Below are 24,475 nucleotides of genomic sequence, written 5' to 3'. Positions count from 1 at the left end.
CATAAATGCGAACGAACATTCGATTATTTTGTTATATATACATACTAACTATTTTATCCTTACTATTCAAGAAATTAGACAAAAGAAAAACAACTGCTAAAAGAACAGTTGAATTCTTGTTAGTTACATATACGTAACAAAATCTCAGATAAGGTTTTTTCCTCTAAATATTGATGATACAAGTGTAATTTTTCTTTATAAAGTCTTTGTTTATCTTTGTCCTGAAAGAAATCTTTTACTTGTTTCTCCATACTTAAAAATGGATTTAAAGGATTAATAACACCTAGATCTGTTAATTCCATTTCGTTTACCTTTTCTTGCCCTGGTAAAGCGTTGCAAGTAAAAATTGGAATCCGCTTCATCAAACATTCACTTATCGTTACTCCACCAGGCTTCGTTATTACCGCATCCACCTTATTATACCAACTATTCATTTCCTCTTTACTCTCCACATACTGAATAGGTTCAACATATGGATGGTTCCATTCTAGTAGATCATGATATAGTTTTTCATTTTGACCACAAAGGACAGTATATTTAATCTCAGGATGGGTTGGAATAATCTTTTCTATCGATCCTACACCTAAGCTCCCCCCTGTTATTAACACATGGAGCTTTTCACTACTCTTACTTTTACTATCGATTCGAAAGACAGGATGGACAGGAATTCCAGTAATTAAAATCCTATCTTCATTTACACCTAATTTTAATAAAAATTCTTTGACCGTAATAGAAGGAACTAAATGATAATCGATACCCTCAATTCCCCACACTCGATTGATAAAAAAATCGGTATAGACATTAACTGTTATAGCATGAAGTTTTCCTTTTTGCTTCAAAATGCTTGCTATGTTTGAAGGAAGGCAATGAGTATTAAAAAGAATTCTTGGTTCTGTTTCTTTCATTAATTTCTTGAAAAAGGATAGAAATATTGCTTCGTATAAAAGCTGCCTTGATCGCTTCGACTGATTCTTTACAGCTAATCGGTTATAGAGTAAGTCATATGCTTTAGGCAACATTTTAATCCAATTTAAATATGTAGTAGAAACAATCTTTTCTACCTTCCCATAGCTATAAGATAAAATATCGACCTTTTCACAGTTAATCTCTTGTGCAGTTCGGTCTAATTCTTCCATAACTGCATCTGCAACATGGTGATGGCCAGTAGGAATTTGCATAAATGGTAGTAATAGTGCATCGCTCTTTGAGTTCGATTCCAATTCATTCACCCTTATTGTACAAATGAATCCCTTGATTTACCAATGCTTCACATGTATAAAGCATGGTATAATCCTATTCGGGGAGGAATTCAAATGACTTATATCGTTATCATTCTATCTGCTATATTGCTAACCATAATTAGCATTTCCATATATAAAGCAAACCAAAACACAAAAGATATCCAAATTAATAAAATACAAATTGCAACAAAGCAACAAACGAACCGCTCAAATCTTTCCATCTTACACTTATCTGATCTACATTTAGAAAATATTTCAATCACACCATCTCAATTAGCTAGTAAACTTCAAGATGAAAAACCAGATATCATTGCACTTACCGGTGATTTCCTTGACCGTAAGCGTTCCATACCAATATTAGTACCCTATCTAGAAGTACTACAAACAATGAAGCCTACACATGGTATCTATGCAGTACTAGGTAATCATGATTATGTCCTAAAAGAAGGAAATTTATTAAAACTAAAATCTATTCTTACCGAATATGGATGTACTGTCTTGGAAAATACGTCTGAAACTATAGAAATAAATGGGCAAAAGATTAATATTATCGGTATCGATGATTATAGTACGAATCGAAGCAATCTGAAAAAATCCTATGAGCAAGTTGAAGATGGATTAAACATTGTCTTAACACATGACCCTAACGTGGTACTTGAGATGGATAATTATCCTTTTGATTATTTATTAGCTGGACATTTTCATGGTGGACAAATCCTGTATCCGAAAGCTTATCATTTAGTAAAGATGGGGAAATTACCCCGCTTGAATATGGTTAAAGGTCTACACACGCATAATGATTCGCCATTCTATATTAGTGAAGGATTAGGTCAAACCGGTGTTAATATCCGTGTGGGTAGTAGGCCAGAAATTACTATACACGATGTTGCTATTTAGTCTTATTTACTATATCTATTTACTAGCTCATCCTTCGACATGAATAAATATACTGGATTATTATGACTGGATGAGCTAGCTAAATAATTTATTGGTGTAAATGTAATTTTTTTATAAGTTCGATAAATCGGGTGTTGAATTGGGACATTATCAAAACCTAAACGTTTCGTCCCTTTGTGTAATGTGGTTATCCCAATAATTCCCTTTAATTCCTCATAACGCTTATGATTTTGTACATAGTCCGCTAAAAGTGGCATTGCCTTCTTCACAATATGGTAAATGTATACCGCACGCTTTGTATCGTGTTTCACTGCATATAACTCGTTCATTAGTTTTACATTATGTAGATGAATCTTCATAAGTAAATCATTTTTGTTAATTACTGTACCGTCTTTCAGTACTGTTCTCCTTCCTTTATATCGTGTTAGTCGAACTCGAAAGACCGTTCTATTCTCTTCTCTGTCCTTTACATACCGTAATCTAGTAAATGAATAATATATTGGGTCAAATACATTCCAAAACCCTAATAAATAGCTTTTCATCCATATAATTATCCTTCCTGTAGATATTTTGCGTTATTAGTTTGGATGAAAACAGAAAAAATATTAGTTGTTTTACTTAATATTTTTCTAATAAGAAAACCGTATCTCACATTTGAGATACGGTTTATTTATCATTTATTTTTTCGATATGGTTCTCCCGCAAAAATTAATCCTAGTTCATGGTGGTCACCTTCATACATTGCACTTTGTACAAAACGGATTTCCCCTTTATTATCTATTAGTTCAACTTTAAAGAAGGATCCAGTCTGTTGAAGGGCCTCATATAAATGATCTTCACATTGAATTCTGGTACCATTTACCTTTGTTACGGTTTCTCCAATTAAAATATTTAAACGGTCAGCTGGGGAACCTGGGATGACACCAAGTACTTTTAACCCGTCATTCGTATGATTAAAATAAGAAGCTTTTGCTTGATCCTTTGTCCGATGCTGATAATTGAGAATCTCTCTTCCAGCTATTGCAATAGCTACCGTAACAATAGATAACCATGAAAGAAAAATACTTCCTACTGCAACTGCTAGTACTATGACTGCTAGCCCTAATAATTTTATAGCAATACGGTTTGCTGCCTCATGTGGCAAACTTCCTCGAACAGAAAATTCAAATCCTAACACAAACGGGATTAGCACTATGGCATAATTTTCATTTCCAACCGTTAGAAACGGCCAGTATGGCGCAAAAGGTTCTATCAAGCCAGATGGCACTAAAGTGAAAAACGGTATTACAGCTAATTTCTTTATATAATGAAGACCAATCCAACTCCCCCTAGCTCCTTTTATCAAACTAGGAAAAGTATCATGTACCTTAATTCTGCTTAAAAAATGTGCCTCTACAAATAAAAATAATGCAAGCATTATTGCTATTACTGAAAAGTTAAATTCACTAAGCTGTGGTAAAAAGTCTAGATAATCTCCTGCTATTGGTAGTAGCATCAAAACTATTAATGTAATTCCTAATGTATAACTAGGAGAAAGTAATGAAAATCGTAGTGTAAGACTTAATACAATCGTGACTATGCTAAGTATGAAAATCATCTCATAAGAAACAATCATTCCGATGGCTATCGTTAACACCGAATAAAAAAGTCCTATAAAAATGGAAAACCCCCACGTATCCTTCCACTCGGTAAAAATATCAAGTACTTTTGTTCCAAATAATCTTCTTTCTTCTTTAACCCTTCTAATGCCTACTAAAATAATAAGTGCAAAAGCCCAATAAAATAGTGGATTAAGAAATACTTTTCCAATCCCTTTTCCTAATTCCAATAACCAATCCTGTATCATAATCGTCACCTTCCACGTTGCAGTCCCATCATATAACTTAATTATAACTTTATATATTCAACATTTGTCGATTCATTTCCTGCTTTTTACGTAAAATCATTATATTCTTGCTATTTCTAGCATAAAGAAAAAGGAATCCACGATAAACGTGAACCCCTTAAAAATTATTGATGTACTACTTCAAGTGCTTTATCTAACTGAAGGTCATCTTCACCACTACGAATATGCTCAATAATTTTTGTTTCTAACATTCCTGCAGTTTCTTGGTCAACTTTACCAGTAACTTTTAGACCGTTATCTTCTTGGAATGCTTTAACTGCTTCTTCTGTTTCCCTATTGAAATAGCCATCAGTTCGACCAGGTTCATAGCCAAGTCCGTCAAGCATTACTTGCACATTTTCAATTTTACTGCCAGATTGGTCATATTCTAATAGTTCATCTTCTATTTGGATTGGCGTTGTATAATAATATTTTGGCTGCTCTACTTTAACAGTTGGCTCAACGCCCTTTTCATGTATCCAATTTCCTTCTGGTGATAACCATTTAAAGAAAGTAAGCTTAACCGTACTTCCATCACCTAAAGGAACAGCTTGTTGAACTGTACCTTTTCCAAAAGTAGTATTTCCAACAATATCATATCCAATTTCTTTCATAGCAACTGCTAATATTTCAGAAGCAGATGCACTACCTTCATCGACTAAAACAGAAATTGGATAATCCTTTTTCTTATCTAAATCTGAGTAATATGGGGTTTTATTACCATTTTGATCTTCTATTTGAATGTATGGAGTATCTTTTGGTACAAACAGACTTAAAATTTCTTCAATGGAACTTAATAGCCCACCAGGGTTGCCACGAACATCAATTACTAAACCTTCCATGCCATCTTCTTCTAACGCTTTAAGCTGTGTTTCAAATTCTTTAGAAGTTGTTTCAGCAAAATTAGTTATTTCAATGACACCTGTTTTTTGGCCGTCAATTGTCTTCATTTCTGAATGAACGGTTTCAATTGGGATGGTGTCACGTTTAATCGTCACCTCAAATGGTTCAGACGTACCTTGACGTACGATGGTAAGAACAACTTCTGTTCCTTTTTCACCACGAATTTTGGCAACCGCTTCATTCAAATCGTAGCCTTCTAACGATTCCCCATCCACTTCAAGCACTTGATCATTTGGTCTTAATCCAACCTTTTCTGCGGGAGAATTCTTAATTGGTGAAACAATGGTCACCACACCATTTACCATACTCACCTCGGCACCAATACCTTCAAAGGATGATTCAATCTGTTCATTGAATTGATCCATTGTTTCTACATCCATATAAGAACTATACGGATCACCTAATGTCTCAAGCATCCCTTGGATTGCGCCTTCAATTAGTTGCTGTTCTTCTGCACCTTCTAAATAATTGTTTTTAATTAAGTTATACGCTTGAGCAACTTTTGACCATGATTCAGGTAATGTTGCTTCTTCTAGCTCTTCACCTGATTCATCTTGACTATTACCGGCGATATTATTATCACCAATTAGTTGTGTATCTTCATTAGATTGAGCAAGTGTAACTCCAATATATGCACCTGCAAAGCCTAAGAGTAAAGCTCCAATCAATATTAATCCAATATGTACTTTATTCCATTTCATGTCATCACCCCAGTATTAGTTATATGTTAGATAGTAATTTAAAACACCAAAAACAATTATATATCTGTTCAAGATTCAAAACTACTTATTGTTTAATAATATCGAAAAACTGTAACGTACGCCAAACTTTTTTGTTTGAAAAGGAAAAGAAAAAGCATCACACCTATTGTGCAATGCTTTTATAAGATAAATTTAAGGTAAATAATCCATTGGATTTACGTTATTTGTATTCGGTGGATAAAATCCTTTCCAGCCACCCTTATGAACTTCAAAGTGTAAGTGAGGTCCAGTTGAACGCCCAGTAGAACCAATGTACCCTATAACCTGACCTTGTTGTACTACTTCACCATCACCAACAGCAAAACCGTTAAGATGTGCATATAACGTAGTGTAATCCACACCATCAATCTTCGTTACAATTAAAATATGGTTTCCGTACGTGGATGATAGGTTTCCTCGTACTGCTACACCATTTGTTGAAGCATAAACTGGTGTACCAGTCGGTGCAGCTATATCAATGCCAAGATGATAGCTAACTTGATTCGTAAATGGATCCACACGTTGTCCCCAGTTAGATGAACGTCTACCATTTGCCGGCCAAATAAATGAAGAACTATTGACCTCGCCGCCACTATTAGATAATTGACTCAGATTGCTCTCTGCAACCTCTCTTGCTCTAGCAACTGCTTGTTCTTGCTTCTTGATCATTGCTTGCTCATCTTCTAAGGTGAACATGTATTGCTCAAGCTCATCATGCTCTTTCTCAAGTTGAGCTAAAAGACGCTGTCTTTCCGCTTTTTGATTATCAAGTTGAGTTTGTAATGCAACAAGCTCTTTCTTTTGGCCTTCTAAAGCTAGCTTCTTCTGTTCAACATCATCTCGTTTTGCTTCAATTTCTTTCTTATTGTCTTCTACTGCAATCTTTTTTGTTTCTACGTCTTTCTTATCTTTAGCTAAAGAATCAAGAATTGCCTTATCTTGATCCATCATAATATTTACTGCTGCTGCTCTTGAAATAAAGTCAGAAAAGCTTTTAGAACCAAGTATCACTTCTAAATACTTCATTGGCCCGCCACTTCTTTGAATAGTACGAAGTCGTTCTGCCAGCAAAGCTTCACGTTCGGCTATACGTCCTAGTAACACTTCTATTTCATCTTTTAGCTGTTCAATTTCATTAGTCAGGTCATTAATTTTATTCGTTAAACTATTAATCTCACTATTTGTAGCGTCAATTTCACCTTGTTTAGCAGAAATAGATGCTTCCGTATTTTTCAATTCTTCTTCAAGTGAGTCTATTTGACCTTGAACCGAATCCTGCTTATGCAGGTTTTCTTCAATTTTTGCTTCTGTTTCATTTTTATTGGATTCAACTTCTTTTTGTTGATCCTGAAGTTGTAATTGTTCTTTTTCCAGTTCTTCGATTTCTTGCTGAAGTTCCTTTTCTGATTGAGCAGAAATTTGGTTTCCATCAATCAAGATAAACGCAAAAGATAACAGACCAATAAATAATCCAGTGATTCCCAACTTTCTTCTCATTCATCTTCCCCCTACCATCAAGTAATCTATTAATCTATTAATTAAATATGTAAATTCGTAAAGAGACAGCTACCTTTACTGATAGCTTGTCCCTTATAATTTAAACTTTTAAGAACTTACGGACACTCATTAGACTTCCCCAAATACCGATACCAGCACCAATCACTAGTATAATTAAAGATAATTGCCATGCAAATGGATTAAACGGCAATACCTCTACAAAGCCTATTGAAGTCATTCCAGAAATACTAGATTCAATAAGTTTATATCCACCTAGTACAGCTCCAATTGGTAAAACTGCACCAAAGACACCTAACAAAAGCCCCTCAACAAAGAATGGCCCACGGATAAAACCATTGGTTGCTCCTACTAATTTCATAATTCCAATCTCTGTACTTCTAGCCATTATAGTTAGCTTAATTGTATTGGAGATTAAGAAAATAGCAGTTAATACTAAACCAGCAATTAAAATGACCCCAATTGTTCTTGCGTAATCTGTAAACTTAAACAGATTCTGAGCAACATCTTCTCCATAGGTTACAGAATCTACAGAATCCATTTTTCCAACTGCATCTGCTATTGCCTGTGTGTTATGTGGATCTTCCGCTTTAATAATGTAAGCATGGTTTAATGGGTTATCTTGTTCATATAAAGCCCAAACTTCTCCACCTTCACCCATGCTTTCAATTAAGCTGTCAAGCTCTTCATCTTTAGATGAAAATACAATACTCTCAACACCAGGAAGTTTCTCTATTTCTTCACGTAATGCAATTACTTGTTCATCATCGGCAGCCAAATCAATTAAGACTTTAACAACTACATCTTCCTCGATTTTCTTTGCCATATGGTTAAGGTTTAAAATTAAACCTAAAAATGCACCAACTAAAAGTAAAGTTACTGTTACAGCACCAACTGAAGCAACGGTCATCCAGCCATTACGGTAGATGTTTTTTAGACCTTCACGAAAATGTCTTTTGATTGTTCTAGCTTTCATAACCGTAATCACCTCGATGTTCGTCTCTCACAATCATGCCATCTTCAATTGCAATAACACGCTTCTTAATCTTATTTACGATTTCCTTACTATGTGTTGCCATTAGAATCGTTGTTCCACTGTTATTAATTTCTTCAAATACACGCATAATTTCCCAAGAAGTCTCTGGGTCTAAGTTACCTGTCGGCTCATCAGCAATAACAATTTTCGGATGATTAACAATAGCACGAGCGATGGAAACACGTTGTTGCTCTCCACCTGACAATTCTCTAGGAAAGAATCTTGCTTTATTCTTAAGACCTACTAAATCCAATACTTCCATTACACGTTTACGAATATTACGAGGAGATTCTTCAATAACCTCTAACGCAAAAGCGACATTTTCATAGATAGATAGTTTAGGAAGTAAGCGGAAATCCTGGAAGATAACACCCATGCTTCTACGAAGTAAAGGTACTTCTTTTTCCTTTATTTCACTTACATCTTTATTGTTGATATAAATTTGTCCTTTGGTAGGCTTAATCTCACGGTACATTAACTTGATAAAAGATGACTTACCAGCACCTGATGGTCCTACGATATATACAAATTCACCTTGATCAATTTCGACATTAATCCCGTTTAAAGCTGTAACGCCATTATCATACGTCTTATATAAGTCCTTCATTAGTATCATTTATTATCACCTTTATATTTAAAGTTAGTCAAAAAGTCTTATTTTGTACAAGTTTCTTTTACATTATAACATCATTCAACAACTTTTTTTGACAAAAAAATATTACATTTATATTTCAAAAGTAAAAAACAAGCGGATTTTGTAGAAGAGTGCTAAGGAGTTGGAAATATAGGTAATTAGTATGGGTTTTAATTCAAATAAAAAAGCCTAAGCTAAAGATCCTTTAGCTTAGGCTTTTTTATAATACATTTTATTTCTTTTCTGCTAACCAATCAGAAAGTGTCTGAATCTCTTCATCAGAAAGTCTATCTGAAAACGCAGGCATTCCACCATCTTTACCATTTGCGATAATGTCATGCAATTCTTCTGAGGAATATTCTGCACCGATTTGTGTTAAATCAGCACCTGCTCCACCTGCTAGATTAGCTCCATGACATGCAGCACAATTGGCTTCATAAATGCTTTCTGCCGATGCTACTGCTTCCCCACCATCAGTTTGACCAGAATCATTTACTGAACCATTATCATCTGCTTCGTCTTCACCACCACATGCACCTAGTGCTAAGACAGTACCAAATAAAATTGCAAATAACCATTTCTTCATTTTTTAATCCCCCAATCATGGAATTCGATTAACATATACAGTTTTTAGTATATCCCTAAAAGCTAAATATACCAGCCACAAAATTGCCACATATTGGGTAAAAATCAATATTTATCTAGCTTTATACCGCTTTTTGACAAATTTTTAAATTTTATTATCGTAGGTTTTATAACTGTGCTCGTAAATAGGCATCAATAAATGGGTCTAAGTCTCCATCCATTACAGCTTGCGTATTTCCAACTTCTACATTCGTACGGTGATCTTTAACCATGGAATATGGATGGAATACATAGGAACGTATTTGGCTTCCCCATCCAATTTCTTTTTGTTCTCCGCGAATCTGAGCTAGTTCTTGTTGTTGCTTTTCGATTTCTAGTTGGTAAAGCTTTGATTTTAGCATCTTCATCGCTGCTTCACGGTTTTTAATTTGCGAACGTTCATTTTGACATGTTACTACAGTATTTGTTGGTATATGGGTAATACGAACAGCAGAATCTGTGGTATTAATATGCTGTCCACCAGCACCACTTGCCCTATACGTATCAACCTTTATATCTTCATTCCGGATTTCAATGTCCACATCATCATTCATTTCCGGAGTAACATCACAAGAAACGAATGATGTATGTCTACGTCCTGAAGAATCAAATGGTGAAATACGAACTAAACGATGGACACCTTTTTCTGCCTTTAAGTAGCCATATGCATTATGTCCTTTTATTAGTAAAGTGACACTTTTTACTCCAGCTTCTTCTCCAGGAAGATAATCTAAAGTTTCTACTGAAAAATTATGTTGGTCTGCCCAGCGTTGATACATTCGAAGGAGCATGCTTGCCCAATCTTGTGATTCAGTCCCACCAGCACCTGGGTGAAGTTCTAAAATTGCATTATTTGCATCATATGGCTCACTAAGTAGCATTTGCAATTCAAAATCGTTAATGTCTTTTTTTAATGATTGAAGTTCTTCTTCTAGCTCGGTTAGTAATTCTTGGTCGTTTTCTTCTTTTGCTAGTTCATATGTTACTTCTAAGTCTTCATATCGATTGTTTATTGATTCGAAGCTGTTTACGAAGTTTTTTAAGCCGTTTGCTTCGTTTATTACAGTTTGGGCTAATGCTTGGTCGTCCCAGAATCCCGGGGCAGTCATGTCATGTTCTAGTTCTTGGATGCGAGCATTCTTTGCATCTAAGTCAAAGAGACCCCCTAAATTCCGCTATGCGGTTGTTTATATGGTCTAGTTCTGTTTTGATTTCGTTAAATTCCATTAATGTTCACCTCTTAAGATATAATTGATAAATTTTATTTCTTGTCCAACTATTAAGGCAAGACCGCAGTCCGAATACATTCCGCTGCCTCAATTCCTTCAAAACGGCCTGACTCCGGTTGGGGTCAGACCGTTTTTGGGATGATTATTGGCCGTGGCAGTTTTTATATTTTTTGCCGCTGCCGCATGGGCATGGGTCGTTTCTACCGACGTCTTCTTTTTTCACATATGGTTTGCGTGCTTTTTTCTTCTCTTCACCGCCACCGGATACTGCTTGTGTATTTTTCACTACTGCTTGACGTTGTAAGTTATCACGAATTTCTGCTTTCATAATATAACGTGACACTTCCTCTTCAATGCTTTCCACCATCGCTTCAAACATTGCAAATCCTTCTAACTGATATTCACGTAGTGGATCGTTTTGACCATATGCTCTTAAATGGATTCCTTGACGAAGCTGGTCCATTTGGTCGATGTGATCCATCCATTTCGTGTCAACAGTTCGAAGTAAAATAACTTTTTCAAATTCACGCATTTGTTCTTCAGAAAGTTCTTCCTCTTTCTTATCATAGCGAGCACGAACTTTTTCTATAATAAGTTCATGAATTTCTTCTGTTTCTTTACCTTTTAAGTCATCAACTGTTAGTGAATCTTGCTCTAACAAGTTACCTTGTACATATTCTACAATAGCTTGCAGATCCCATTTTTCTTCATCATCTTGTGTATGTGTATTAATTACACGTTCTAAAGAAGAACTAATCATGTTTTCAATAATCGTGCGGAGTTCATTTCCTTCCGCATCAATCACTTCAAAACGCTGTTTATAAATAATTTCGCGTTGTTCTCTTAATACATCATCATATGCTAAAACATTCTTACGTGCATCATAGTTATTCCCTTCTACACGTTTTTGTGCGGATTCAACAGCACGTGAGACGAATTTATTCACAATAGGTTGGGAATCATCCATTCCCATTTTATCCATCATATTTCTAAGGTTATCTGAACCAAAACGACGCATCAATTCATCTTCCATTGATAAATAGAATTGAGACATACCTGGATCACCTTGACGTCCAGAACGTCCACGCAACTGATTATCAATACGTCTTGATTCATGGCGCTCTGTACCAATTACTGCTAGACCACCAAGCTCTAGTACACCTTCTCCAAGCTTAATGTCTGTACCACGACCTGCCATGTTTGTTGCAATAGTTACAGCACCTTTTTGTCCAGCCTGTTCAATAATTTCCGCTTCACGAAAATGGTTTTTTGCGTTTAAAACATTATGTTTTACGCCTGCTTTTTTCAAGTATTGAGAGATTAATTCTGACGTCTCAACTGCAACAGTACCAACTAGTACCGGTTGTCCTTTTTGATAACGTTCTTTAATGTCTTCTACTACTGCTTTAAACTTACCATTTATTGTTTTGTAAATTTTATCCGGATAGTCTACACGAGCAACCGGTTTATTCGTTGGAATTGCTACAACATTCATATTGTAAATACTGCGAAATTCCTCTTCTTCCGTTTTCGCTGTACCAGTCATACCAGCTAACTTATTGTACATGCGGAAGTAGTTCTGGAAAGTAATCGAAGCAAGTGTCATACTTTCATTTTGAATTTTCAAGCCTTCCTTCGCCTCTATAGCTTGGTGTAATCCATCACTATATCGACGACCTTTCATCAAACGACCTGTAAATTGGTCAACGATTACAACTTCACCATCTTCTACAACATAGTCTGTATCACGGTGCATCGCAACGTGTGCGCGTAAAGCTTGACCAATATGGTGTGTCAATGTTACATGATTTAAATCAAAAAGGTTATCTACATTAAAATATTTTTCCGCTTTATTTATACCCTCTTCAGTTAGCTGTGTTCCTTTTGTTTTTTCATCATACGTATAATCCTCATCACGCTTTAATGTACTAACAAAAGAATTTGCCTGCGTATATAGGGACGCAGACTTCTGCGCTGAACCGGAGATAATTAATGGTGTTCTAGCTTCATCAATTAAAATGGAGTCAACCTCATCAATTACTGCAAAGTTTAATGGACGTTGAACCATTTGCTCTTTGTAAAGAACCATATTATCACGTAGGTAATCAAAACCAAATTCATTGTTCGTACCATAGGTAATATCAGCTAGGTATGCTTCACGCTTTTCTTCTTTAGTTAGGCCATTTGTATTTAATCCAACGGTTAATCCTAGAAATTCAAATAATTGCCCCATTTGTTTAGAGTCACGGTCAGCCAAGTATTCATTTACCGTAATAACATGAACACCTTGTCCAGAAATTGCATTTAAGTATGCTGGCATTGTGGATGCTAAAGTTTTCCCTTCCCCAGTTTTCATCTCAGCAATATTTCCTTCATGAAGTACAATAGCACCAATTAACTGGACTGGAAATGGTCGCATATTTAATACACGCTTAGATGCCTCACGAACTACCGCATACGCTTCAACTAATAAATCATCCAAGCTTTCACCATTAGCATATCGTGATTTAAATTCTTCTGTTTTTTGTTTTAACTGACTATCTGATAACTGCTCCATATCAGATTCCATGGATTCAATTTGATCTACTATACTTTGAATACGATTTAATTGTTTTTTATTCCCATCAAAAATTTTATTTAGAAAACCTGCCATCGTTACGCCCCTCGATCCTAATAGTGAACTAGTGTGAATCTTATAATGAGACACCACTTATTTAACTATTTTATAAATTTTTTAATATTAGGTTCACTATCCATTTTTCTTCAATACTGTACCTATAATACCATTTATATTATAAATAATAACACTACTTAATTGCTTATGCCAACTACATCACATTGCATTTAATTTGAAAATTCTATATTAAATTCAAAAGGCGATCTCAAGATTTGAGATCGCCAGTAGTTTTATTTTATTAATTATTTGGTTCAATTAAACCGTATTTTCCATCTTTACGGCGGTAGACAACATTAGTATCACCAGTAACGGCATTTTCGAAAACATAGAATGCGTGTCCTAACATATCCATCTGTAGAACCGCCTCTTCTGAGTCCATAGGCTTTAAATCAAATCGTTTTGTTCTCACGATTTCAATTTCATCTGATTCTTCCACCTCATCTAACTTTTCTGCTAAGCTAGATGCTACAAAACTCGGAGTACTGTTCTGACGGACTTTACGATTAACTTTAGTTTTATATTTTCGAATTTGTCTTTCTAGCTTATCTACTACTAAGTCAATAGCAGCATATAAATCCATATGCTCGACTTCCGCTCTTAGTAATAGACTAGTCATTGGTACTGTTACCTCGATACGTTGTTGATTGTTGTAGACACTTAAATTCACATGTACATCTGATGTTAATGGGCTCTCAAAATACTTTTCAAGCTTACCAATCTTCTTTTCTACGTACTCTCGAATTGCTTCTGTTACCGTAAGATTCTCACCACGAATGTTGAATTTCATAAAGTGTCACTCCTTTTCTACCTTTGTATATATTATACTATACTTCCCATTAAAATTCCTGCCTAAACTTGTCCATTTTGTAAACACAGCCTTATCAAATACAATCAAATCTCTTGATACATATGGTGTAGACGTATTTACAATTTATTTACTTACAATTAAAAAATCTCGTTATATACTGGTTGCTAGGTCTAATGACTTACCTCTCCTACATCATAATTTAGTACATTCCAAAATAAAAAGAAGTTGTCCCAAGTGGTATTATGGTAAATAAAAATATCCGAATAATTCGCACTGAAACAGCTAGTTCAGCGTATTATTCGGATTAAAATTTCAAACTTTTTAATATTGGGACAACCTAATCATTTATTTACGCTTATCCATAAACATTCCATCGTTCGTCTGTACTTTATCATATGGATTGGTGTATTTAAGATTGGAGTTTTTTTGTTTTTTTACTTGTTTCATTTCTGCTTTTAAGCCTTGGAATAGAAGGTTAAGCTTTTGTTCAACATCTTTATTTAACAGAAGAAGTTTATTCCCTGTCTCTAACTCTTCTTTAGTATATGGCTCTTTCGCTTCTTCCATAATCGTTCCTCGCTGAAGAAGAAGTTTATTAATCTCTTCAATAACAGATTCACGATCATTCGATGTAGTAGTAGAAGGAAGTAGTTGTTGCATCTTTAATGTAATGTCATAGATTGGTTGTACACGATTCATTATACATGTTCACCTTGAGCATATTGTTTTTGTCTTGTTTTTAAGATGACTTGCTTCCACGTATCTCTAAAATCAACAACAAAACCTTCTACTTCTTGAAGAATACTAACATCATTTTTTATATTTGCCTCCATTAAACGATGATGCATGTAGTCATATAAAGGCATAATCTGATTAGAAATCTCAACCTCTTGGTCCAATGTAATCATTAATTCTTGAATGATTCTTTGTGCCTTTTGGATATTCGTATTTTTTGACTCTATTTTATTATCTTGTATATCTTTTATCGCTTGTTTAATGAATTTTATACAGCCATTATAAAGCATCAGAGTTAATTCGCCACCAGTTGCAGTGTTAACAGCATTATTCTGATATGCTTGATATGGTTTATTTAAAGCCATAAGGTAAAACTCCTTTTAGTAGAATTGAAATAATTACATTCCACCGCCAAATTGTGATAACAATTGTGCCGATTGATTATTCAGACGAGAAATCGCTTGCTCCATTGCACTAAATTGTCGCCAGTACCGATTTTCAATAGATACTAGACGGTCTTCAAAGTCCGATATTCTCGTATTTAAATCTATAATTCGTTTTCCTAATGTGTAATTATCCAAGGTACTTGTTGATTTACCTGCACGCTCTTCTATACGCTTCATTGTTGATTCTATAGAATCCTCTAAACGGTTGATTAAACCACGGCTAGGGTCATCTTTAGATTCAGTTGAATTTGAGAATAACTTGTAAACGCCATTCGGATCTTCTCTTAAAGCCTTTTTCAGTTCCTCTTCATCTACATGAAGCTTTCCACCGTTCATGTAATCTGCTGTTGTAGTGATTCCGATTTGTGTTAATGAAGTGATTTCTCCACCAGTTTGAACCGTTTCATACCAATTCTGTCTCATTGAGGATAGACCAGAAGTTAAAATAGAGTCGCCACGAAGAATCCCACTTTTGGCCCTCTCTTCCCATAGCTCAACTTGCTTATCCTCCATTTCCGCTTTCTGTTGATCTGTTAAAGGCTTATAATCTCGGTACCGTTCTTCTGTTTGTGATTTGTTAATTAATTCAACTATTTCATTGTATTTATCAACAAATTCCATAATAGAATCTATGGCTGCATCTACATTATTGTCTACTGTTAGGGTTACCGTTTCACCTTTTGTTACATTCTTAAATTCGAAGTTAACATTACCTAAAGTATAACTATTGGTTTTTGAAGTTAAAGTAAGTCCGTTATAGATAAACTCCGCATCCTGAGCATCTGTTTCACGTTTCTGCCAAGTCCCATTTACATTTTCGCCATTTTTAATCCCTAAAAAATCAGTGAAAAAGCTAGAATTAGTAGAAGAATTAAATCCAATTTCGGCTCCTAAAAATTCTCCAGACGTATTATACTTACCTGTACGAGTAGTTTCTAGAATAACTTTTTGAGAAGTAGAATCATAGAATGCACGGACATTGTTTCCTTTATCATCTGTAATTCTTTTTAATATATCGTTTAAGGAATCTCCGTCTTTAACCTCAAAAGTATGCTGTTGTTTGTTTCCATTTTCATCGAAGGTAAAAAATTCGTAAGTACCAGTTTTAAAAGCATCTGCATTTACTAGAGAATCCAGTTGGTCATTGATTGGCTTACTAGGGTCAAAGGTCTTCCCAGCTGCAACAATACCGCTTTCACTAATGTTTACTGCTGATTTTGCTAGTTGATTTACTTGGATGGAGTATGTACCATTTGATGCCCCAGTATTTGCTGTTGCTATAACTGCACTATCATTCGAAGAGCTAACCGACTTCGAATTATAAGTACTATTGTATTTCATATTTAAAATTAATTCGGTATCCATTTCATAAAGCTTTTGATAGATTTCACGATAACCATCACGTTGCCATTCTAGTAATGTACGGTCTTGTTGCATTCGATCCAGCGGCATACGTTCTGCTGTCATTAATTTTTGGATAATCTCATCAGTATTAATTCCGGATGCTAATCCACCGATTCTCATATTATTCATTCTTTATCACCTCTTCTAAATCTTCTTGTCAATTAAAAACCCCATATAATCGGCCATTGCCGCATACATATCCAATATTTTTTTTGATGGAATTTCCTTTATTACTTCATTCGTATTCGGGTTAATTACCGTAACGTAATATTCATTTAATTCTTCATGTAATTGAAACTTAAGGTTTGTAGTAACTGGTTCAAAAAAATCATTTAGTTTGTCTACAACTGTTTCTACTTGATTCTTTGTAGGTTCTTTTACTTCTTTTAATTGGTTTACTTGCTCAACAGCTTTGTCATCTGCTGCTTGTCTATTGTTGTAATCACTGTTTTGCAAGGGTTGTGTTCCAACTGATACAGATTCTACTCGCATCGTCTCGAACTCCTTACAATTGTTTTCTTTTATATCGGATCGATATATAAAAAGTTAAGCATTACCTTATTTGTCATTTTTCTGATTTAGTAAGTTTAATAAATCAATCGATATATTAGCTGCTTCATTGTTTTGATTTTGAATATCTACGTATATTTCCTTCCGATATATCTCAACAGATTTCGGTGCAGTGATTCCTAGTTTTATCTGGTCTCCTTCTATCGCTAATACTTTAATTTCAATATCATCACCGATCTGAATTACATCATTAAGCTTACGAGTTAGAACTAGCATCACTACACCCCTTTTCCAGCTGTAGTTGGTTTAATCAACGCTTTGCTCTCGTAATCGTCAGAGTTTAATATGTACTGTTTTCCAAGCATTTTCTTTTGATTGACAATTATGGGAGCCTTCAAATTAATCGTACTAGATTCAAATGGATCCTTTAGTGTAACAATAGACACAACCGTTACATCCGCTTCACTATTAACCTCTAAAGATTCAATCGTTGCATTATCTAATTCAAAGGTGTAGTCATTATAAAAATGATACGGACTAGCAACAACAAAAGCTAATTCAGGTGTATTAACCGACTGTAAAAATTGAAATACAGGATTTCCAGGAATATTTAATAATACAAATTCCTTCTCATCGATAAATCCAGGAATACCCGAGGGGAAATTTATAATTTGTGTATTTTTTATTTCAACATTATCAAGATACTTTGTTTGTATGTTCATTTTGATCTCCTTCATACATTATTTATCATCCGGAAAAAGATTTACGAAATCAATATCTAAATCTTCATACTGAGCCATAAAAATATCAACTTTGCCTGGAATATAGTTAATTTCCGGCTTATTAATACGGGAATCGATGATTGGTTTATTTACTTTCACATCGATCTCTAATTCGGATGGCTGATAATTTATTTTGACAGCAAATACTGAAGGAATAAAACCTATAGCTAAGGAACGTTCTGACTTATATCCATTTTGATATGCTTGAGTTTTTATAGGGTTTCCTTTATTTTCAATTTTCATAAGTTCAGTACCTTGGGAAGCCCTTCTAGCTGTCCCTTCACTTGCACTTTGCATTCCTTCTTGAGCAAATTCTTTTATCGACCGAGAAGCAGATTTAAGGTTCATATCTTCCCATGCCTGTGTTTGGTCTATCGTTAACTTTGCGGGAGTCGTTTTCATGGAAATCATTGCATGAGGCTGTTCTATAGATATATCTGCTTTAGGTTGACGAATTTCTAGTCTAGCAGGATTGGAAGTCATACTAATTCTTGCCAATTGTGATTGCATGCGAATCTGCGGCATTTCCATTCTAATCCCTCATTTCTTCAAAAAAACTATATAAAAGAAAACCCTATACCCTTATTTCGGGTTAGGGTTAAGTTTACCGTAGAAAATCTATTAACGATGGTTGAATAATTCTTGAACCAGTAGAAAGTGCTGCACGATGAATACTTTCTTGCGTTATTAATTTTGTAATAGCTTCTTCATAATCAACATCTTCATTCTTAGACATCATCTGAGTGGCCGAAATCTTTTGTGAGCTAAGACGATTTTCAATTAAATCTAAACGGTTCATTCTAGCACCTAGATCAGCACGAGCGTTTAGGATATTATCAATATTGCTATCAATATCTTCAATACTCGCTTCGATGTCCGCTTCATTTATTTCTCCGTTTTCACCGCCACCGAGAGCTAGAATCAATTTATCTATTTTTTCAAAAGCTTCATTACCAAATATTTCATTGGCATTTACATTCGCCTGAATCATAATACCACTGGATACTTCAATATTCACCGGATTTTCATCTAAGGTAATATTAGTTGGGTCTTCAATTGGCATTTTATCTGTATCGGAACCATTAAAAATATATTTACCATTTACATTCGTATTAGCAATATCTATTAAATGTTCTTTTAACTGTTCAACCTCTGCTTTAATGTGCTTTCTTTCCGCGTCATCATATGTGTCATTACTTGCTTGAACAGCCAATTCACGCATACGTTGTAATGCTTTTGTTGCTTGATCAAGCGCATCATCTGAATTGTCCATCCAATTGTGCACTTCGTTAGTATTTCGTTGGTATTGTTCTACTTGAAGTAGTTGACTACGATAATCCATTCCTTTTACAGCTACAACAGGGTCATCAGAAGGGCGGTTAATCTTTTTACCCGTATTCAACTGGTCCATATACTTACCCATATTTGCATAACTCTTCGATAGATTCCGTAGCATATTATTAGATAACATGGATTGCGTTACGCGCATTTATACCCCTACCTTCCTACAATTCCTAGATTATTAATGATTCGGTCAAGCATTTCATCAATAGCTGTCATATTTCTCGCTGCAGCATTGTATGCTTGTTGAAATTTAATCATATTCGTCATTTCTTCATCTAATGATACGGAGCTTATCGACATCCGTTGTTCTTCCACTTGGGAACGAAGAACAGTCGTATTATTTGTCATGCGATTTGATTCCTGTGCCGCGACACCTAACGTACCTATTAGACCTTCATAATAGCTTTTAATTGAATTTCCATTACCAATAGCAGGTTCTTGTCCAACTGCTTCGTTGAAAACATGGTCGAATACTTTACCTAATTCTAATGCGTTATCACCATTACCGTTTTTATTAGTTAAACTAGCCGCAATTAAATTCGGGTCATTAACGATATCTTCAACTACTGTCATCACACCTGTAGTTTCATTATATTGGAAAAAGTCCCCTGCTACTGCTTCATTCATGCCAGTACCTTCTCGATGCTGAGCATTAAATGCATTAACGAAGGTTTTAGCTAATTTATCCAAGTTTTGTAGCATTAACTCAAATGAAACAGTATCTTCATCTGGAGTGCTTTTACCATGTACATCGATAAGAGCTTTTAAAGAGCCTGAAGGTAATTCTGTAATTTCTGTATTACCAAAAAATACTTCTTTATCTTCTGTTACTTCAAACTGACCTAGTTCTTCGTCTGGATTCTCTGGATTTATTAGATAGATAGGATTCTCGAATGGCTGTCCGTTATCCTGTAATAATTCTATTTTAGCTAATCCAGCAGCAATATCAGGTGCACTATCTGCACTTGGAACACGGGTAACTTTAATATTAACAACACTTGATAATTGATCGACTAAACGATCACGTTGGTCATATAGATCATTGGTTAAATAACCATGTGGCTCCAATTCTTTAATTTGCTCATTAATACTATTAATTTGTTTTAGCAGTGAGTTAGCTCCACTAATCGTAACATCGATTTCGTTACTTACATCAGACTTCATTTTTGTTAAGTTCTGTTGTAAATAGTTAAACGTATCTGATACTGCAAGACCACGCTGTATAACAACTTTTCTCGCACCAGTATTTTCTGGATTACCAGCTAGATCTTGGAGTGATTGCCAAAATTTATCCATTGTATTGGCTAAACCACTTTCAGAAGGTTCATTTAGTAGACTTTCCATACGATAAAGTGAATTAGACATCGTCTCCCAGTAGCCTACTTTGCTATTCTCTGCACGATACTGTAAATCTAGAAAACTATTACGAATACGTTCCACAGATCCAGCTTGGACACCTTGACCAAGTTGGCCAGGTATTTGTGGTCGATTGCGGGAACCACTCGGATATGCTGGTAACGTTTCAAAATTAACTCGTTGTCTGGAATAACCTTCTGTATTCGCATTTGAAATATTATGACCAGTTGTATATAAAGCTGATTGTTGTGTATATAGCGCTCGTTTCGCCATTTCCAATCCGTGGAATGTACTCATGTGATTTCTCCTTCTCTACTCATTTCTTTATGCTTTTGAATCAAAGACCGAACGATTAATTTGTGACTCTCCTTCTTTGTCCTTACTATAGTTTATATTTTTCAAAGAAGGACTAAGTAAATCGATAGAAAGCTGAACAAATTGCATGGACTGTTGAATCAAGGCCATATTAAGTTGTTCCTGTTGTTTCAAATTCACGACAACCTCTGTTAAATAAACCGCTTTTTCTGCTAGTAGTCTTTTCTCTTCATCATTTTCTATATTATTAATTAAATTTGTTACAGTTGCCTCTTCGTTTGATAAGCCACGAACTGAGAACCATTCATCCACTTCTTTCTGGCGACTTTCTTCTACTTGGGCTAATTGAAGAACCATTTTACGTTCTTGGATTAATTTAGCTTGTAATTTTTCAGCATTTCCTTCTTTAACGATATTCGTTTTTTCCTTAGAAAGCTCTAACAGCTTTTCATGTATACTGATTAGCTTGTTCAGTTTTTCAAGAATTGATTGTACGGACACTAGATGAGTCCCCCTCTTATTGGTTCGACCAGAAATTAATCATTTTTTTTGCTACAATGTCATGATTGATTTCGTATTCTCCTGATTCAACACGGTTTTTAATTTCTTGGACATATGCATCCCGCTGTGCATTCACTTTCGTATTTTCCTGTAATTGCATTGCTTGAGATGAGATCTGTAATTGATCTTGTTGCTTTACAGCTTTTTTCAAATCCATTTGTTTTTGAATCTGGTTCTTATATGGATTAAAATTCGTTTGATTTGGTCCGTTAATTTTCATAAAGATCACCTCATTATTATTCCGATCTATTAGAGTCTTAGTTTTATTATCGGCATCATTCTAAATGTTTGAAGTATTATCTGCGATGTTTATCCAATGTGTAATAGATATTTTCTTTTGGTTTCGTATCTTTATTCCGCTCAGCTACTTTATGAATTTGATTAATGTGGTTTAACTCACTCTTAAGTTCAGATGAACAATTGGTACATAACTTACCAGTGGAAATCATGGAGCCACAACGTTCACATGGATAACCAAGCTTTGGAAACATCGAAGTTCGCAACCTGTTTTCTTTAATAAATTTCGTTATTAATGTTTCTTCTACTCCTGTTGCTTCCACTACTTCTATTAATGTAGCTTCTCTATTTTTTTGCTGCTTTAAAAATTCATATACTTTTTTAAATGCGGCTTCCTCTTCTTTATAGCAATCTGGACAGACATCCCGAAGACTTTTTACAAATACTTTTCCGCATCGACTACAATTGGATAACTCAACCATTTTTATCATTTCTCCTCATACTGATCTTAACATAATAATAACTTAGCCTCGAATTAATGTATATGTGTAAACACTTGAGCAACCAGCATCTTTTAATAACTTGGCGGCATGACGTAATGTAGTACCTGTTGTATATATATCATCGACAAGAATGACTGAATTGTTTAGTTTTTCATGTAATATAAACGGATTTTCAGAAGAAATTCTTTCCTTGCGGGATTTTTTGGATTGTTTTTCCCCGTGGATACGGGATAAAATGTGAGCTTGTGGAAGAGGTATAAACGTAGCTAGCATCTCAGCTTGATTAAAGCATCTTTCCTGAAGCCTTTCTGGGCTGAGTGGGATTGGAACTAAAACTGCATCCTTGAGTTGTCCAAAGACATGATGAAAATGCTCGCTTACTTTTTTCTTAAAGATATTTCCAAGTTCATAATCTCCGCGATATTTCCATTTTGCTATAAAGTCTTGCATGAACGGTGAGTAATGATAGATGGAATAATTAAACTCAAGTAAATCGGCTCCGTTATGGTATTTTTCCCACCATTTACAATCACTACATATGGTTTCATCTGTCACTCGACTACACTTTCTACAACGTTCGCCAGAAAGTTCCACTAAATTATCTCGACATTTATCACAAAGCAGTTCTACTTTATTTGGATAGAAAAGATTCGTCCAATTGACTTCAAATAAAATTTCTTCATTGCACCATAGGCATTTCATGATATGAATCCTCCCCTTTTATTCATCTGTTTTATAGAGCGGACTGCATTTACCATTGCATCGGTTTTTCCTTCGTGCAGGAAAATAACTTCTCCAGTCGGGTCATCCGCACTTCTTCCTGCACGACCTGCTATTTGTACGAGTGCAGCTTCATCAAACACAGAATGACCAGCATCTATAACGACCACATCAACAGATGGAAAGGTAACCCCCCGTTCTAGAATAGTAGTAGTCACCAATAAATCAATTTCTCGATTTCTAAATCGATTTATCTTTTCGAATCTATCGACATCCTCAGAATGAACTGATTCAATATAACGGAAGGAGAATGGATTGTTCCCTTTAACCATATCTACTAAGTCTTCTGCTAATTGGATAGTAGGGACAAACAGTAGTACTTGCCGTTTTGGATTTTTTCTATTTTTCACCCAATCTTTTAAGGAATTTGGCAATTTCTTTTGTTTTAAGCTTTTTTTAAGTGAAAAACTTATTTGTAATTGAGGAACAGGCAGTGGATTACCGTGATAACGTACAGGAACAAAAGTATGTGGTAATTGTTTTAGGGCAATTTGAAGTCTGTGCTCTTTTCGTGGGGTAGCAGTTAAGTAAATCGTGGTGCTTTTCTCCTTTTTCGATTGATTAACAGCATAAGAAAGAGTAGGTTCATTATGGTAAGGAAAAGCATCGACCTCATCAATTATTATAATATCAAATGTCTTATAGAAGCGTAGTAATTGATGGGTGGTGGCGATAATAATTTGTGTAGTGCCTTCCTTATCTCCGCTTCCTCCATATAATGCTTGAATGGGAATGTCTTTAAATGCTGATTTAATTCGTGGCTTTAATTCTCTTACGACATCTGCTCTTGGTGTCGCAATGCAAATCCTTTTTCCCTCCTTAAGACCTTCTTCTATTCCTTGAAAAAGCATCTCTGTCTTTCCAGCTCCACATACAGCCCAAATCAAATACTCAGGCAACTCTTCTTTAATAGCTTGTACTAATCTTTCAGATGCATGTTGCTGGGCAGAAGTAAGTTCACCTTCCCAGGTTAAGGACAGTGGATAGCTAGGCCAATCAGGTTCTGCACCAGAATAATAATATAATGGTTCACATTCCATCACACGTCCCATTTGGATACAACTTCTACAGTATAAATGGGATTGCTTACACTTTGCACAAGGAATCCTTCCAAATAAATCTCGGTTTTGGTTTCCACAACGCATGCATACATAATTTAGAAATTTTTTTCTTATTGAGGAGATTTCGGTGAAGGTTAATAAGGAATATTCATTAGGAAGCTCATTCTGGAGGAATAATTTTCCTGCATAGCGGTAAAAATCTTCGTGGCTCAACATTTCTGAGGATATTTTATTAGTCATAGTCACTCTCAC

The 24,475-nt window shown here is 35.0% G+C and carries 26 protein-coding genes; 1 reads left to right on the top strand and 25 read right to left on the bottom strand.

Annotated features, from left to right (window positions below; all coding sequences use genetic code 11):
* Window positions 1-119: 119 nt before the first annotated feature.
* A complete protein-coding gene (locus AB1K81_RS13540; protein ID WP_412977186.1) occupies window positions 120-1,220 on the bottom strand; it encodes an MGDG synthase family glycosyltransferase in 1,101 nt (366 codons plus the stop codon).
* A gap of 93 nt (window positions 1,221-1,313) precedes the next feature.
* On the opposite strand from AB1K81_RS13540, the gene AB1K81_RS13535 reads away from it, so the two are divergent.
* Window positions 1,314-2,138, top strand: coding sequence for a metallophosphoesterase (locus tag AB1K81_RS13535; RefSeq protein ID WP_412977185.1), 825 nt, complete (start codon window positions 1,314-1,316; stop codon window positions 2,136-2,138).
* Between the two features lie 2 nt (window positions 2,139-2,140).
* On the opposite strand, the gene AB1K81_RS13530 is transcribed toward AB1K81_RS13535, so the two are convergent.
* From AB1K81_RS13530 to AB1K81_RS13415, 24 genes are all read right to left on the bottom strand, one after another.
* A complete protein-coding gene (locus tag AB1K81_RS13530; RefSeq protein WP_412977184.1) occupies window positions 2,141-2,680 on the bottom strand; it encodes a YkoP family protein in 540 nt (179 codons plus the stop codon).
* 131 nt (window positions 2,681-2,811) lie between these two features.
* Window positions 2,812-3,984, bottom strand: a complete 1,173-nt coding sequence (locus AB1K81_RS13525; protein WP_412977183.1) for a PDZ domain-containing protein — start codon at window positions 3,982-3,984, stop codon at window positions 2,812-2,814.
* 164 nt (window positions 3,985-4,148) lie between these two features.
* Window positions 4,149-5,627: a S41 family peptidase gene (locus AB1K81_RS13520; protein ID WP_412977182.1), complete on the bottom strand. Its 1,479-nt coding sequence runs from the start codon at window positions 5,625-5,627 to the stop codon at window positions 4,149-4,151.
* Between the two features lie 192 nt (window positions 5,628-5,819).
* Entirely contained in the window at window positions 5,820-7,163 is a 1,344-nt protein-coding gene (locus AB1K81_RS13515; RefSeq protein WP_412977181.1) for a murein hydrolase activator EnvC family protein, read from the bottom strand.
* Window positions 7,164-7,263: 100 nt separating this feature from the next.
* Window positions 7,264-8,157, bottom strand: coding sequence for a permease-like cell division protein FtsX (gene ftsX / locus AB1K81_RS13510; RefSeq protein ID WP_412977180.1), 894 nt, complete (start codon window positions 8,155-8,157; stop codon window positions 7,264-7,266).
* The gene (gene ftsE / locus AB1K81_RS13505) at window positions 8,147-8,833 is read right to left on the bottom strand and encodes a cell division ATP-binding protein FtsE (protein ID WP_412977179.1); all 687 of its coding nucleotides are present in this window, start codon (window positions 8,831-8,833) and stop codon (window positions 8,147-8,149) included. The genes ftsX and ftsE overlap by 11 nt, the downstream gene beginning before the upstream one ends.
* Window positions 8,834-9,083: 250 nt before the next feature.
* Window positions 9,084-9,437, bottom strand: coding sequence for a c-type cytochrome (locus AB1K81_RS13500; protein WP_412977178.1), 354 nt, complete (start codon window positions 9,435-9,437; stop codon window positions 9,084-9,086).
* A gap of 166 nt (window positions 9,438-9,603) precedes the next feature.
* A protein-coding gene (gene prfB / locus AB1K81_RS13495; RefSeq protein ID WP_412977177.1) for a peptide chain release factor 2 occupies window positions 9,604-10,702 on the bottom strand; the annotation gives its coding sequence in 2 pieces (ribosomal slippage) (window positions 9,604-10,638 and window positions 10,640-10,702; 1,098 coding nt in all).
* Between the two features lie 144 nt (window positions 10,703-10,846).
* A complete protein-coding gene (gene secA, locus AB1K81_RS13490; RefSeq protein WP_412977176.1) occupies window positions 10,847-13,357 on the bottom strand; it encodes a preprotein translocase subunit SecA in 2,511 nt (836 codons plus the stop codon).
* Between the two features lie 262 nt (window positions 13,358-13,619).
* Window positions 13,620-14,168, bottom strand: coding sequence for a ribosome hibernation-promoting factor, HPF/YfiA family (gene hpf / locus AB1K81_RS13485; RefSeq protein WP_412977175.1), 549 nt, complete (start codon window positions 14,166-14,168; stop codon window positions 13,620-13,622).
* Between the two features lie 366 nt (window positions 14,169-14,534).
* Complete coding sequence (fliT, locus tag AB1K81_RS13480; RefSeq protein ID WP_412977174.1) at window positions 14,535-14,888, bottom strand: flagellar protein FliT; 354 nt, start codon at window positions 14,886-14,888, stop codon at window positions 14,535-14,537.
* Window positions 14,888-15,289 (bottom strand): flagellar export chaperone FliS, encoded by a 402-nt coding sequence (gene fliS, locus AB1K81_RS13475; RefSeq protein ID WP_412977173.1) that lies wholly within the window; start codon window positions 15,287-15,289, stop codon window positions 14,888-14,890. Before fliS ends, fliT begins: the two co-directional genes overlap by 1 nt.
* 33 nt (window positions 15,290-15,322) lie before the next feature.
* A complete protein-coding gene (locus AB1K81_RS13470) occupies window positions 15,323-16,903 on the bottom strand; it encodes a flagellar hook-associated protein 2 (RefSeq protein ID WP_412977172.1) in 1,581 nt (526 codons plus the stop codon).
* A 15-nt stretch (window positions 16,904-16,918) separates the two neighbouring features.
* Window positions 16,919-17,266, bottom strand: a complete 348-nt coding sequence (gene flaG / locus AB1K81_RS13465; RefSeq protein WP_412977171.1) for a flagellar protein FlaG — start codon at window positions 17,264-17,266, stop codon at window positions 16,919-16,921.
* 66 nt (window positions 17,267-17,332) lie between these two features.
* The gene (csrA, locus tag AB1K81_RS13460) at window positions 17,333-17,560 is read right to left on the bottom strand and encodes a carbon storage regulator CsrA (RefSeq protein ID WP_412977170.1); all 228 of its coding nucleotides are present in this window, start codon (window positions 17,558-17,560) and stop codon (window positions 17,333-17,335) included.
* Window positions 17,561-17,562: 2 nt separating this feature from the next.
* Window positions 17,563-18,006, bottom strand: coding sequence for a flagellar assembly protein FliW (gene fliW, locus AB1K81_RS13455; RefSeq protein WP_412977169.1), 444 nt, complete (start codon window positions 18,004-18,006; stop codon window positions 17,563-17,565).
* A gap of 18 nt (window positions 18,007-18,024) precedes the next feature.
* Window positions 18,025-18,597 (bottom strand): DUF6470 family protein, encoded by a 573-nt coding sequence (locus AB1K81_RS13450; protein WP_412977168.1) that lies wholly within the window; start codon window positions 18,595-18,597, stop codon window positions 18,025-18,027.
* A 73-nt stretch (window positions 18,598-18,670) separates the two neighbouring features.
* Window positions 18,671-19,555 (bottom strand): flagellar hook-associated protein FlgL, encoded by an 885-nt coding sequence (flgL, locus tag AB1K81_RS13445; RefSeq protein WP_412977167.1) that lies wholly within the window; start codon window positions 19,553-19,555, stop codon window positions 18,671-18,673.
* Between the two features lie 8 nt (window positions 19,556-19,563).
* The gene (flgK, locus tag AB1K81_RS13440) at window positions 19,564-21,063 is read right to left on the bottom strand and encodes a flagellar hook-associated protein FlgK (protein ID WP_412977166.1); all 1,500 of its coding nucleotides are present in this window, start codon (window positions 21,061-21,063) and stop codon (window positions 19,564-19,566) included.
* 27 nt (window positions 21,064-21,090) lie between these two features.
* Entirely contained in the window at window positions 21,091-21,582 is a 492-nt protein-coding gene (locus AB1K81_RS13435; protein ID WP_412977165.1) for a flagellar protein FlgN, read from the bottom strand.
* Between the two features lie 16 nt (window positions 21,583-21,598).
* On the bottom strand, window positions 21,599-21,862 hold the full coding sequence (flgM, locus tag AB1K81_RS13430; RefSeq protein ID WP_412977164.1) for a flagellar biosynthesis anti-sigma factor FlgM: 264 nt from the start codon (window positions 21,860-21,862) through the stop codon (window positions 21,599-21,601).
* 76 nt (window positions 21,863-21,938) lie between these two features.
* The gene (locus tag AB1K81_RS13425; RefSeq protein ID WP_412977163.1) at window positions 21,939-22,361 is read right to left on the bottom strand and encodes a TIGR03826 family flagellar region protein; all 423 of its coding nucleotides are present in this window, start codon (window positions 22,359-22,361) and stop codon (window positions 21,939-21,941) included.
* A 42-nt stretch (window positions 22,362-22,403) separates the two neighbouring features.
* Entirely contained in the window at window positions 22,404-23,084 is a 681-nt protein-coding gene (locus AB1K81_RS13420) for a ComF family protein (protein ID WP_412977162.1), read from the bottom strand.
* Window positions 23,081-24,439, bottom strand: a complete 1,359-nt coding sequence (locus tag AB1K81_RS13415) for an ATP-dependent helicase ComFA (protein WP_489685624.1) — start codon at window positions 24,437-24,439, stop codon at window positions 23,081-23,083. The genes AB1K81_RS13420 and AB1K81_RS13415 overlap by 4 nt, the downstream gene beginning before the upstream one ends.
* Window positions 24,440-24,475 lie beyond the last annotated feature (36 nt).

The organism is Ornithinibacillus jepli (genome assembly GCF_047228935.1).
Classification (GTDB): domain Bacteria; phylum Bacillota; class Bacilli; order Bacillales; family Amphibacillaceae; genus Ornithinibacillus.
Note: the sequence above shows the minus strand (reverse complement) of the source record. Positions and strands in the feature narration are given on the sequence as shown.